The sequence below is a fragment of the Desulfosporosinus nitroreducens genome (assembly GCF_023897015.1).
GTDB classification, from domain to species: domain Bacteria; phylum Bacillota; class Desulfitobacteriia; order Desulfitobacteriales; family Desulfitobacteriaceae; genus Desulfosporosinus; species Desulfosporosinus nitroreducens.
In genome coordinates this window covers 99566-113014 of the sequence record NZ_JAMHFY010000008.1, presented here as the reverse complement: position 1 = coordinate 113014, position 13449 = coordinate 99566, and the positions used below count along the sequence as shown (strand labels likewise).

The window sequence follows — 13449 nt, the reverse complement described above, 5'->3', positions numbered from 1 at the left end:
TCGGACACGGGTAAGTTAGAGTACAATAAAACATGCGGGGAAAAATGAGTAAAATGGTTTAGAAAAGAAAGTTATAAAGGAAGGTAGTTTATGTTTGAAGAAAACCAAAACATTACTAGAATAAATTTAGATGGTAAGGAATTTATTCTTATCGGAACTGCACACGTATCAAAGCAAAGTGCTGAACTAGTGAAGGAAGTTATTGAATTCGAAAAGCCGGACTCTGTTTGTATCGAGTTGGATGAACCTAGATATCAGACAATTATTGAGGGTAACAAGTGGAAAGAGACCGATATTTTTAAGATTATTAAAGATAAAAAAGCCACTTTACTCTTGATAAATCTTGTAATATCCTCCTTTCAAAAGCGTATAGCAAAACAATTTGGTATTAATGCTGGTCAAGAAATGATTCAGGGAGCTGAATCGGCCAAAGAAATAGGTGCAAACTTGGTATTGGCTGATAGAAATATTCAAATAACCTTTGCTCGTATTTGGAAAGGTGTAGGGTTTTGGGGTAAAGCTAAGCTTCTGACAGGGATTTTCTTTAGTATTTTTGATGATGAAGACATTTCAGAAGAGGATCTTGAAAAGATGAAATCTCAAGATATGCTTAATTCTATACTTAATGAGTTTACTGTAAATTTTCCTAAATTAAAGCTTCCTCTAATTGATGAGCGAGATCAGTATTTATCTCAGAAAATTAAAGAAGCTCCAGGCAGTAAGATTGTCGCAGTTTTAGGAGCGGCTCACGTTCCTGGTATTAAAGAAGAACTAAAAAAAGAGCATGATTTAGCGCTTTTATCTCAACTTCCTGCTAAATCAAAGGCTCTTAAAGTTATTGGTTGGTCAGTTCCACTCCTTATTTTGGCGGTTATTGTCTATACTTTCATAGCAAATCCTTCTGCTGGAGTTCAGCAAACTATAAGTTGGGTGCTATGGACTGGATCTTTTGCAGCGCTGGGAACTGCGCTTGCTTTTGGACATCCTCTTACTATTCTTACAGCCTTTGTAGTCGCTCCCATAACTACCTTACATCCACTAATTGCAGCTGGATGGTTTGCTGGTATTGTACAAGCTTATATCCGACGCCCCAGCGTAAGAGATTTCGAAAATCTTTCTGAGGATGTTTTTACTCTTAAAGGTTTTTGGAATAATAAGGTGACACGGATTCTGCTTATAGTTACATTAGCAAACTTAGGCGGCTCTATAGGGACAATAATTGGCGGGGCTGATGTAGTCCGTTTATTCATAGAGAATTTGTAGAGCGATATGAATGATGAGCTCTTCTAATATGCGAGAAGCACGTTGGCAATCAACTTGCTTCTCGCATATTTTGTTCTTAAGATACGTTTCAAGCAGTAAATTGTTTGTTACAGTGCCTTTAGGACTTTAAGGGTGTTGGCAATGTAAATTGTGATATTACTCATGCAAAAAGACTACTTTCGATGATCGAGATAATAACGGTAGTAATCCTCATAACCCGTTACTTGAGTAAGCTCGTTACCATTTTGATAGTGGTCTGCACTAAAAGCCACGAATCCACTTACATGGGCTGACTCTATGGATAATTGCTCACGGATTCGACTTTGTTGCGCTGGCAAATATTCCGTTGCATTCACCTCAAAAGTTTCGGTAATCGCAAAAAGAATCATGCCGATTTCGTCGGCAGCCTTCTTGGTGTAAGCATAGATTTCATCTAAATGCTCCAACGTGTTAAAACCTGCCCCGATGCTATCTTGCAAAGCAAGAATATCTATCCCCGTATCTTTAAGAATATGGTGAACAAAATATGACCAAGAGGCCAAGGTTATATTCCAAGTCAACTGAGCCTTATAAAATGGGGCAATCATGATATTTTTCTTACTATAAACCTTGATCGTACCAGCGATTTTTTGGAAGAATCGGTTTAACTCGGCTTGTTGGACAAAACTTAGAGCCGTCAACGGGTGAAACTCATAGGGAATATACCAACCAGTAAGTGCTCTATGCCCACCATACATCGTAACAATCTCTGTGACGATCACTTTGTTAACTTCGGCCTCATCATCTAACCACGTCTGATCATAAATGTTTTTTGACCACCAGTCATCATTAAACCCTAGACCGATACGGACATTCATGCCAATGGTATCAGCAGCACACAGGGCCGTCTCAACCATATCAATACTGTTGCAAGTATATCCATCCATCTTTGTCGGATAAACAGCGTAATGTGATTTGGTATCAGCGATGTTCTGAAGGATTATTTCGTTGATGCCTATTTTTTGTAACATTTTATACTCTTCAATCCAGCGATCAAAGTCCCAGTTTTGACAGTACCAATATTGAATGAAAGAGCTGCCGAACGTTGGTTGAATCTGTGTTTTCTTAGGGAACCGCCGGAAAAAGTAACAGATCCGCTTCCACCAATTATTAAGCACCCGCCCTATCTTCATTTTTTTCCACCCCTTTTCCTTTGATTCACTCTATTTTCTTTCAGCTGAATTCTTCTTCGCCACTGGGTAAGCAGTTTCCCTTTTCTTCAATATATTCTATGAACAACTGTCAGGCTGGTTAAGAAACCCCTAAGATAATCGAATCAAAAACTTCACATTTGCATATAGGAGTGATACTCTTATAGGGCAATTTAATTAACAAAGAGTCACTTAACGAAATTCATTGACCTAGGCCTTTTTAAGTACTCTAGAATTGACTGGGGTGATTGTGCTATAGATATTGTCTTCCGTGAGCAAAAAGGGGAAACGACTGGACATAATTTAATAAAACCTAACAATATTCCTACTCCTAACAAATGGTCAAACAATGAAGTCACTGTCGCTTGGCTTGGACACGCCAGTTTTTTGATCAACTTCTTTGGTACAAGAATTCTTATTGATCCTGCCCTAAACTCACATATAGGTATTACACCCATAGGTAACCTAACAATAGGGCCCAGCCGTTATATAGATTCGGCTCTGAAAAGTGACGAAGTTGGTCCTATTGATTTATTACTTCTATCGCATGCTCATACAGATCACTTCGATTATCCAACCTTACGCAAGTTGCAATCACCCGATACCCTTGTCATTACCGCCAAAAATACCCTTCCCTTGTGGAACGGTATGAAGTTTAAGTCCATAGAAGAAATGCACTGGCAAGAAAGCAAGTCTTTGGCCGGAGTCAACGTCAAGGCAATCGAAGGCAAACACTGGGGAGCCCGAATACCATGGAAGAAAGGTATGGAAGCAAACAGTCTGCTATTATCTAAAAACGATGTTAATCTATTTTTCGGAGCCGATACTGGCTATACTGAACTCATTAAACAACAACTGAGTGAGGTACCGATTGATTTAGCCATAATGGGTATTGGCGCCTACTCTCCAAAGTCCTTTGAAGCTAGCCATGCTACTCCAGAACAGGCCTGGAAAATGGCCGAGGAAATCTCGGCGAAATGGATTATACCCATGCATTGGGGATCGTTCAGCCTATCCCGAGAGCCCATGGAAGAACCCATTATCCGTTTCCGTCAAGCTGCATCAGGGCAAATCGAAAAGGTTGCTATCCAAGAAACAGGGGTTACTTGGATACTGCCACGTTAATATGAAAAAGGCCAACCACGATGGTTGGCCTTTTTGCTAAAGTCACAGTTTAGTATCGTCCACTCCGTCAAGCCAGTCTTCTATGACCTTAACCACGGAGGCGATGCATCCATCTTGAAATGGAGAAACTAAGTTAGCTGACTTAGTTAAATCTATAAAGGATTGACTGCCCCCGGCCTGACAGAGCCTCAGGTAATCTGCCCAAGCGGATTCGCGATTTTCACGGGACCTTATCCAGAACTGGAAGGCACATATTTGAGCTAAGGTGTAGTCTATATAATAAAACGGGTCCCCAAAAATATGCCCTTGTTGATGCCAGTAACTGCCCTTTTCAAGATAGTCATTGTCTTCATATTCTCTATGCGGCAGGTATTTTCTTTCAATCTCTCTCCAGGCTGCTTTTCTATCCTGTGGAGAGGCCTCTGGATGATCATAGACAAAATGCTGAAATTCATCCACACTGACCCCATAAGGGATAAACAGTAAGGCATCACTCAAATGGCTAAACTTATATTTATCAGTGTCACCTTTGAAAAAAAGTTCCATCCAAGGCCACGTGAAAAATTCCATGCTCATCGAGTGGATCTCGCATGCTTCGTATGTTGGCCAATGATATTCGGGAATTTGAAAATTTCTGCTGCAATAAACTTGAAAAGCATGTCCTGCTTCATGCGTCAAAACATCGATATCCCCTGATGTCCCATTAAAATTCGAGAAGATAAAGGGAACCTGATATTGACTAATATAAGTGCAATAGCCGCCCCCCGCCTTGCCCCTTTTACTTACCAAATCCATTAGTTCATTTTCCACCATAAACTCAAAAAATTCACTGGTCTCTTTTGACAGCTCATTATACATACGTCGACCGTTGCTCACTATCCATTCAGAATCCCCTTGAGGAGTAGCATTACCCGTTTGAAAACTGAATTTCTCATCATAATATGGCAGAGTATCTAACTCCAGCCGTTTTCTTTGTCGTTCTCGCAACTTGCTTCCCACTGGGACAATAGACTCTTTAACCTGCTTACGGAAGTCTGCCACCATTTCTGGGGTGTAGTCTGACCTAAGCATCCTGGCATAACCAAGTTCAATATAATTTGCAAAACCCAGCTTTTGGGCCATCCGTGTCCTGATTTTAACCAAGCCGTCATAGATTTCATCCAGCTTTACTTCATTAGCCTTAAAGAAAGCATATTTAGCCTCATTGGCACGTTTCCTCGTGGCTCGATCAGTTGATAGCTGAAAAGGAACCAACCCCGGCAAATTTCTTTCTTCACCTTCAAACATTATCTTCGCCGAAGCAATGAGTTTGGTATATTCACTAGATAGTTTGTTTTCCTGTTGCAAGTCTTCAATGATTTCTGGTTCGAAGGTTTTGATTGTTAGATCGGCTTTGACAAAAAGCTGTTTTCCCCATTTTTCTTCTAAGGCCTGTCTGAATTTAGATTTGACCAAGGACCGATAATATCGGGAGATCAAGCCCTGATAAATCGGTGTTCCTTCGTCAAAAAAGGCCTGCTCTTCCTCGTAAAAAGGGTCCGTAGTATCAATGGTATGCCGTATATGTACAAGTTGCTCCATTGACTCAAATTCGCTTCTTAGCTTATTAAGCGCTACCATCACAACGTCCTGTTGCTGAAAATCTTCAGCCTGATCGAACTTTATTAAAAGGTCAGAAAACTTGGTCTCTACCTCTCTTAAGTCTGGCCGTATATAAGCAAACTCTTTAAATTTCATGGCATTCACCTTCCTTATGTCTGATTCTACCTTTATTATTTCACAGATTCAAATTTACAAGTACAAAAGTCTTAGTAATAGTTTAAGCCGGGAAACTAAGAGTTTTTCCCCGGCTAATGATTGCAGCGTGACTATGACTATATGGTTTTGTTTAAATAACTAATGTACATACGCTAAGTTCCATTTCCTTTTCTTGAAGTTCAGCTATCTTAGGCATCGCTTCCTGAAAATGTTTTGAGTTTATATGTCTTTGCAACGCTTCATTGCTTACCCAGTCTTCAACAAAACTTAGCATCTTTTTATTTTTAACATCCTGAAACAACTGATAACTAAGACATCCATCTTCCTTTCTGGTTTCTGCAACCAATTCAGGAATGATGCTCTTTAATTCTTCAATCTTATCCTCTTTAATCGTTAGCTTAGCAATAACTTTAATCATATTCTTACCCCCTCATTACTTCAAGATTACATGTTCTAATTATACCATTTATAACCTATAATGGGATTAATATAATAATTTTTTACAAATTTAATAAAGACACTATTATGTATTAAACCACCCCTTGCGTTTAAACCACAGGAACATGGAGATACCGATACCGATCATTACTCCTAAAACTATGAAATAACCATATTTCCAATTCAATTCCGGCATATTTACAAAGTTCATGCCGTAAATTCCGGCTACGAAGTTTAACGGAATAAAAATGGTGGTTATCACCGTCAATACCATCATATTTTTATTCATCCAATTTGAGTTCATCGATAAATAACTGTCACGCAGGTCAGAAGTTATTTCTCGGTTTGATTCAATCATATCCGTGAGCTTTAATAAGTGATCATGAATATCAGAAAAATACAGTTTATGCTCTTTGAAGCTGGGTAGGCGCTCAGAATTTAATATTCTATACAACAAGTCTCTCATCGAAGTTACGATTCTTCGTAATTTCAGTAAATCTCCTCTTATTTGAAATACATCATCTAACAATTTATGGCTTGATTTATTATCCAGATTTGAGTCTATCCTATCTAATTTATCCTCTATCTCATAAACAGCCGGGAAATACTGATCTACTATTTTATCAAGAATTTGATATGCGACAAATGAGGGCCCTTTTTCCCAATTGCTTCGTTCTCCAGTCACTCGTTCCCAGGCTTCATCTATTTCGGTCAAACTTTCTGTATGGAAGGATATAATATAATTTTGGTCAACAAATAAGGATATTTCCGTTGGGCCAAGAGTATCCCTTTTTAAAGCATTAAGAATAAAAAAGCTGTATCCTTCATAGTAGTCTAATTTTGGTTTGTTTAATGAGTAAATACTGTCTTCAATAGACAACGGGTGAAAATTAAAGTACTTGCGTAACCAGTCTATTTCAGGTTCGCTCGGATTATTAAAATCAACCCAATACCATTGAAAGTCATTTTCAACTAAACTATCTAAATTGAAGTTAAAAGAAGCGTCTGAGTCCTTCTTTAGTCCAAAGGTTCGAATCAAAATAACTGTCCCCCTGTCTGTTGTCTCTACTCTTAACTCTTTATCTAATATTAGCTCTTAACTATATATCTTTATCTTTGTCTTTATCTTTACTCATTACTTTAACACTAATTTATACTAAAACCTGTTCACGTTGACTTTTGCCTTTGTCCAGCAGTTGATCTTGGTCCTCAAGGATTTCGTTGCGTAACCGATTGAGCAAACCTCGCATACTTAATAAAAGGTTTAAATAGTGAGACTTATATCATAATAAACCACTTTTACATTATATTCTCATAATACTGCTTTAAGCTCTGCCTATCAATCAGGGCAAGATGAAAGGAGACTAAACATGCCTCTCCTTACTACGAGACAGCCAAGGCAAACTTCTATCAAGACTTGAAAGATTATCTCTAAGGGTTCACGAAGCTACTGCTGCCTGCCTAATAATTAATGAATTATCTTTTAGCTCTTAGTTTTCAGCAGGAGTGTTTAGTCGTTTAGTCTGCTTCGAAAAGAATAGCTGAAATCGCAAAAACGCTGATAAAAGATCATCTTTTTCAGCGTTTTATTTAAGTAACAGACAGTAAATAAATATTTCTTGGATCAGTAGAGCCTAACAACTACTGCGAAGGTTTTTGGGGTATCAGTACGTTTACACCTGATTGATCATGACAACTCTGACAATAAACTTCGCCGCCCAAACCTTTCTTTTCATGACATTCATAGCACTGTTTCCAAGGTTGCTGGTTGTTCATGACAGCATACCCGTGTCCTTTGGGGCCATGAATCCAAGTTTCTTCCGGCACCGATGAATGTGGATTCGATGGATCGCTATTTTGTGAAGCATAAAGCACAGCTATCAAGGCTGCTATTAGGCCTAACGTAATAAGAGTTCTCACGACCCTTTTAGATTTCATGCAGAAGACACCTCTCTAATAAGGTTACCATAAATAACCCAGTTTACCCCTCTGTTCTCTTTCAGGACTAGCTTACGAGAGAGTTTTAAGGACGATCCGAGCTTGCTCTAAGGTTTGGTCTATGTCTGAGTCTGTATGTGCCATTGATAAAAAGACTGCTTCAAATTGACTGGGAGCTAAGTAAATGCCACGCTCTAACATTCCCCTGAAGAACTTAGCAAACCGTTCTACATCTGATGTACAGGCGCTGGCATAATCTTTGACCGGTATATTTGTAAAAAACGCGGAAAACATGGCACCAACGGCATTGGTCCAAATAGGAAGTCCGGCTTCTTGCGCAAGCTGTTTTAAACCTTCAGCAAGCCGAGTCGTCTTGGCTTGTAAATTTTGATATGTACCTGGTTGTTGAAGTAATTTTAAAGTCGCTAAACCGGCGTTCATCGCCAAGGGATTACCCGACAAAGTACCCGCTTGATAAATTGGTCCGCTAGGGGATATCTGGGCCATGTATTGACGCTTTCCACCATAAGCGCCTACTGGAAGTCCCCCGCCAATGACTTTGCCTAGACAGGTCAAATCCGGATCTATCCCATAATGGGCCTGGGCCCCTCCATAACTTACTCTAAAACCAGTCATTACTTCATCAAAGATAAGTAAAGCACCATACTCTTCTGTTAGACGTCGAACCCCTTGTAAAAACTCTCCCTCAGGTAAAACTACACCCATGTTTCCTGCAACTGGTTCTAAGATTACACAAGCAATCTCTTCCCCTTCGCGTTTAAAGATTTCTCTTAACCCTTCAAGATCATTAAACTGAGCAGAGATTGTGGTGGCTGCCGTTTGGGCCGGAACTCCTGGAGAAGTTGGAACACCAAAGGTAAGAGCTCCACTCCCAGCCTTAATCAGAAGTTGGTCAGCATGACCATGATAGCAACCCTCAAATTTAACAATTTTGGCCCTGCCAGTCACCCCTCGAGCCAGACGTAAGGCACTCATGGTCGCTTCCGTTCCGGAATTGACCATGCGTATCATCTCCATGGAAGGATAAGCTTTCAAGACTTCCTCTGCTAATACAGTTTCAACTTCGGTAGGTGCACCGTAACTCGTTCCGCGCTCGGCTACTCGCTTAATCGCAGCCACAACATCCGGATGAGCATGTCCAACAATCAATGGGCCCCAAGAACCGACAAAATCAAGATATTGATTACCGTCAATATCCCAGATATGGGCTCCCTGTCCCCGATCTATAAATACTGGGTCACGACCTACGGATTTGAAGGCCCTAACCGGCGAATTTACTCCTCCGGGAATAACAACCTGGGCCCTGGCAAACGCTTGGCGGCTTTTTTCATCTACAAAGCTCAATATTTTGCAGCCCCTTTCTAATCAGCCTCTTCTTCTAGAAAATATTGCATACTGCTCTTTTTTAATTCAGCAACACTAAAGAGCATAGAATAAGTCTTTACCCCAGTTGCCAGCGAAATTCTCCTCATGATGTCTTCACAATCCTCCGCCGAGCGACCATGTATCATGGTAAAGAGGTTATAGGGCCAATCAGGAAGTGTTGGCCGCTGGTAACAATGGCTAACTTCCTTAAAGCGTGCCATGATTTGCCCGACCGTATCCGCCTCTTCTGGATCAACCTGCCATACTCCCATAGCATTGGCTACGAAGCCCGCTTTTTGATGACGAAGAACTGCTCCAAAACGCCGCAGGATTTTTACTTCTAACAAACGATTTGCAACGGAAATAACCTTGTCAGTAGGCCAATGGATGCTTTCGGCCAGGACTGTAAAGGGAGTTGGGGAATCCGGTAGATTACCCTGAATTACTCGAATTAGGGCTATCTCATCATTCGTTAATTCATAAGGAGAGACTTCTTCATTATGCGCACCGCGCAATACATCATCCCCAGAAGCATTCTGGCCTTCTTCGCGTTCCATATCGTCAATAGACTGATCAAAATCGAAATTCACGTTGATTTTAAAAACCCGGGAGGCCGGAAGGGTAAAGATGTCGGTTATTCCCATCACTTCACGAATGTTTTGAAGGATGCTTTCTGCGACAGCGTGTGAGCGAGCTATTAGAGTAAACCAAACATTATAGGCGTGATCACGAATATAGTTGTGTGTCACCCCGGAAATTCCGTCAAGGAGTTCAGCCAAAACAGGGATTTTCTCTTCAGTGATCTTACCGGCACATAATGTACTGTAATACCCTAAACGGCGGGAATCAAAAACCCCGCCTAAGCGACGAATAATCCCTTCCTGTCTAAGTTGTTGAATTCGTTTAAAGGCGTCTGTTTCATTTATTCCAACTGCTTCCCCTAAGATTCGATAGGGATATTCGGCTATCGGAAAATCATTTTGGATGGCATTCAGTAAGGACCGATCGGTTGCATCCATACTAAACCCCCTTCCTTCCGTGATATAAGCACCACGGCTCCTCGGCCATGTAATCCCCTTCGTTATAATAGGCAGCACGTGCACGGCAACCGCCACAAGCACGTTTATACTGACATGATCCGCAGCCGCCTTTATAATCAAGGGTACGCAAGGTCTGCAATACTTCGTGATTACGCCAAATTTCATCAAAGGGAGTCTCTCTAACATCCCCTAGCGGAATATTTAAATAAGCACAGGGTTGGACTTGGCCCTTTGGTCCAATGATGCAATAAGCCGTACCAGCTAAGCAACCGCGGCTAAAGCGCATATCAACGCCCATTTGTTTAGCAATTCTCATAAACTGCGGGGCACATGTAGGTTTTAATTCGATATCGACGGTCTGCTGTTTTTTCATGATTCGAGTTAAGATATCTTCGTAGGCCTCAGCCCTTAAGGACTCTTCCTCGATGGACACAGCTCTCCCTGTCGGTACGAGGAAAAAGAAATGGTGAGCTACTGCGCCCATTTCTACAGCAAAATCCGTGATGGCCTCCACCTCGTGTGCATTCCAATCCATAACTGTTGTATGAATCTGGAATGGGAGCCCGACTTCGCGGCAATTTTTCATCCCACGCACTGCCCCGTCCCAGGCGTCCGGAAATTTGCGAAATTTATCATGCTTTGCTTTGTCAAGAGAGTCTAGTGATATACCCATTCCCATGGCACCGGCCTCTTTTAGTTGACGCGCTAACTCTATGGTAATTAGAGTTCCGTTCGTTCCGAAAACAGGTCGCAATCCAAGTGAGGTGGCATAGGCTACTAGTTCAACAATATCCGGTCTTAATAAAGGCTCTCCCCCACTAAAAATCATAATCTTGAACCCTGCTTTAGCAATTTGCTCTAGCAAAGTCCTTGCCTCAGACGTGCTGAGTTCATCTTCTGCTTTGCAACCTGCATCACGATAGCAATGATCACAAAACATATTGCAATCATTTGTCGTATTCCAAGAAACAATCATACTTAACGCTCCTCTCTAAGCCAACGGGCCACATCCAAAGCGTGATAAGTGATCAGCAAATCTGCACCGGCACGCTTCATACTCAGAAGGGCCTCTAAGACAATGCGCTTCTCATCAATCCACCCATTGGCAGCAGCAGCCTTGACCATGGCGTATTCTCCGCTGACATTATAGGCCGCAAGTGGTACACCGTATTTCTCTTTAGTTCGATATATTATATCTCCATAAGACAAAGCCGGCTTTACAATGATCATGTCGGCTCCCTCTTCTATATCCAAATCCGTCTCCAGCATAGCTTCATTGCCATTGGCTGAATCCATTTGATAGGTTCTGCGATCTCCAAACTGAGGGGTCGATCCCGCTGCCTCTCGGAAAGGTCCATAAAATCCGGAGGCGAACTTAGCCGAATAGGCCATAATCGGAATATGAGAAAAACCTTCTTTATCTAACAGTTCCCTGATAGCTGCGACTCGCCCATCCATCATATCGGAAGGGGCAACCATATCCGCACCTGCACGGACCTGAGAAAGAGCCGTCTTGGCAAGCAAGTCAAGCGTCGGGTCATTTAATACTTGTCCATTTTCAATCAGGCCACAGTGTCCATGATCCGTATATTCACACAAACAGACGTCCGTAATAACATAGAGGTTTGGGTAATGTTGTTTAGCTAATCGTGCAGCTTGCTGTACAATTCCATGCTCATGGTAAGCCCCTGACCCCACACTGTCCTTGCTCTCCGGAATCCCGAATAACAAGACAGCAGGTACTCCCAGTTCTACAACTTCATGAAGTGCAACTATAAATTCATCGAGTGAATAATTATATACTCCAGGCATGGAGGAAATCTCCATCTTTTTCTTTTCTCCAGGCATCACAAACATTGGGTAAATTAAGTTCTCAATTCTGATATGGTTTTCCCGTACCATACTGCGGATAGTCTCGTTAGCCCGCAAACGGCGGGGACGCCTTTTCAATTCCATCTTTAATAGACCCCCCTCTCGTCCTAAACCTCGTCATTTACCTCGTCGTATCCAGGCCAATGAATGAAATGAAATTGCAAAGAGAACCATTAAGCCAACCACAAAGAACCGCTTCCTGAAGCTTTGGTGAACGTGCAATTTCATTTCTATTCATTCAATTTCATTTCTATATCATTCACTTTATCCCGATCTCTTCATCCGTCAAATAGCATGCCGGATCGGACTCCCAGAAATCACCGGTAACAGCTTCCGCCCGTGTCCGGAAATTACCGTTACACATGTCTAAGTATTGACAAGCTGCGCATCGTCCTTTGAGCAAGGCTTTGCGGTCTTTGAGTCCAGCCATGATGGGATGGGTGACATCTGTCCAGATCTCTGCGATTTTTCGTTCGCGAACATTTCCAAACGAGATGTGCTGGGTGAACTGATCTGGATGCATATACCCTAGGGGATCAACTTCTCCAAAAGCTATACCCGAACGGTTTCCCCCGTTAAGGCCAATTAGATCCTTGATTCTTTGAGCTCTGGCGGGATCCTCTTTTAACGCTTGGATGTACATATATACTCCATCGCAATGATTATCAACCGTTAGGATTTCCTTTTTCAAGCCGCGTTCTTCGAAATCTCGAGTTCTGCGAATTATCGTGTCCATCGCTTGACGGGACTCTTCCGGCGTCACATCTTCTGCAATCATTTGGTTTCCTCGGCCCGAATAGACCAGGTGGTAAAAGCAAACGCGATCAATATTCTCTTCTTCGATGAAATCAAAGATCTTGTCTAGTTCTTTAATATTATGATGATTGATTGTAAAACGAAGTCCTACACGTTGGTCTACAGCGACGCAATTTTGAATTCCTTGCATTGCCGCTTTAAAGGCTCCTTCTTTACCTCTGAATTTGTCGTTAACATCTGCAAGCCCATCGAGTGAGATACCGACATAGGAGATCCCAATCTCTTTTATGCGGCTTGCCACTTCAGGCGTAATCAAAGTGCCATTTGTTGAAAGTGTTGCCCTAAGCCCTTTGGAAATAGTATACTCTGCCAACTCGAAAAAATCGGGGCGAATCAGCGGCTCTCCTCCAGAAAAGAGCAGAACGGGAGATTTGAATTCAGCCAGGTCATCGATAAAGCGCTTAGCTTCTTCTGTGGTCATTTCTCCCTCATATTTTTGAGCATCAGACTCCATATAACAATGCGCACATTTCAAGTTACAGGTCTTGGTCGAATTCCAAACGACCACAGGCCCAGAAAGAGTGGTTGTTCCATTTCGAGCACCATGCGAGTTTTTATTATAGCGCAGAGAGTCTCCGAAGTATTCTGTATCAAATAAGAGCTTTGTGACACTAATCATACTT

General features: G+C 41.7%; 12 protein-coding genes. 2 read left to right on the top strand and 10 right to left on the bottom strand.

Annotated elements, in window-relative coordinates; genetic code table 11:
- Positions 1 to 90 precede the first annotated feature (90 nt).
- Positions 91 to 1263: a TraB/GumN family protein gene (locus tag M8E35_RS11035; RefSeq protein WP_252469014.1), complete on the top strand. Its 1173-nt coding sequence runs from the start codon at positions 91 to 93 to the stop codon at positions 1261 to 1263.
- A 173-nt stretch (positions 1264 to 1436) separates the two neighbouring features.
- Here the strand turns inward: M8E35_RS11035 and M8E35_RS11030 are convergent, their stop codons facing one another.
- Positions 1437 to 2435, bottom strand: a complete 999-nt coding sequence (locus tag M8E35_RS11030) for a DUF4434 domain-containing protein (protein ID WP_252469012.1) — start codon at positions 2433 to 2435, stop codon at positions 1437 to 1439.
- Positions 2436 to 2708: 273 nt separating this feature from the next.
- Here M8E35_RS11030 and M8E35_RS11025 point away from each other — a divergent pair, with 273 nt between their 5' ends.
- Entirely contained in the window at positions 2709 to 3578 is an 870-nt protein-coding gene (locus M8E35_RS11025) for an MBL fold metallo-hydrolase (protein WP_373887439.1), read from the top strand.
- Positions 3579 to 3620: 42 nt separating this feature from the next.
- On the opposite strand, the gene M8E35_RS11020 is transcribed toward M8E35_RS11025, so the two are convergent.
- The 9 genes from M8E35_RS11020 to nirJ1 all read right to left on the bottom strand — a co-directional run bounded on the left by M8E35_RS11020 (position 3621) and on the right by nirJ1 (position 13445).
- Complete coding sequence (locus M8E35_RS11020) at positions 3621 to 5315, bottom strand: M3 family oligoendopeptidase (RefSeq protein ID WP_252469010.1); 1695 nt, start codon at positions 5313 to 5315, stop codon at positions 3621 to 3623.
- 151 nt (positions 5316 to 5466) lie between these two features.
- Positions 5467 to 5754 (bottom strand): putative quinol monooxygenase, encoded by a 288-nt coding sequence (locus M8E35_RS11015; RefSeq protein ID WP_252469008.1) that lies wholly within the window; start codon positions 5752 to 5754, stop codon positions 5467 to 5469.
- A 105-nt stretch (positions 5755 to 5859) separates the two neighbouring features.
- A complete protein-coding gene (corA, locus tag M8E35_RS11010) occupies positions 5860 to 6813 on the bottom strand; it encodes a magnesium/cobalt transporter CorA (RefSeq protein WP_252469006.1) in 954 nt (317 codons plus the stop codon).
- Between the two features lie 602 nt (positions 6814 to 7415).
- Complete coding sequence (locus M8E35_RS11005; protein ID WP_073029607.1) at positions 7416 to 7712, bottom strand: hypothetical protein; 297 nt, start codon at positions 7710 to 7712, stop codon at positions 7416 to 7418.
- A 72-nt stretch (positions 7713 to 7784) separates the two neighbouring features.
- Positions 7785 to 9077, bottom strand: coding sequence for a glutamate-1-semialdehyde 2,1-aminomutase (gene hemL / locus M8E35_RS11000; RefSeq protein WP_252469004.1), 1293 nt, complete (start codon positions 9075 to 9077; stop codon positions 7785 to 7787).
- A gap of 17 nt (positions 9078 to 9094) precedes the next feature.
- Entirely contained in the window at positions 9095 to 10117 is a 1023-nt protein-coding gene (gene ahbB / locus M8E35_RS10995; RefSeq protein ID WP_252469002.1) for a siroheme decarboxylase subunit beta, read from the bottom strand.
- 1 nt (position 10118) lies between these two features.
- On the bottom strand, positions 10119 to 11114 hold the full coding sequence (gene nirJ2, locus M8E35_RS10990; protein WP_252469000.1) for a putative heme d1 biosynthesis radical SAM protein NirJ2: 996 nt from the start codon (positions 11112 to 11114) through the stop codon (positions 10119 to 10121).
- A gap of 2 nt (positions 11115 to 11116) precedes the next feature.
- The gene (gene hemB, locus M8E35_RS10985; RefSeq protein ID WP_252468998.1) at positions 11117 to 12094 is read right to left on the bottom strand and encodes a porphobilinogen synthase; all 978 of its coding nucleotides are present in this window, start codon (positions 12092 to 12094) and stop codon (positions 11117 to 11119) included.
- A 175-nt stretch (positions 12095 to 12269) separates the two neighbouring features.
- The gene (nirJ1, locus tag M8E35_RS10980) at positions 12270 to 13445 is read right to left on the bottom strand and encodes a putative heme d1 biosynthesis radical SAM protein NirJ1 (protein WP_252468996.1); all 1176 of its coding nucleotides are present in this window, start codon (positions 13443 to 13445) and stop codon (positions 12270 to 12272) included.
- Positions 13446 to 13449: the final 4 nt, after the last annotated feature.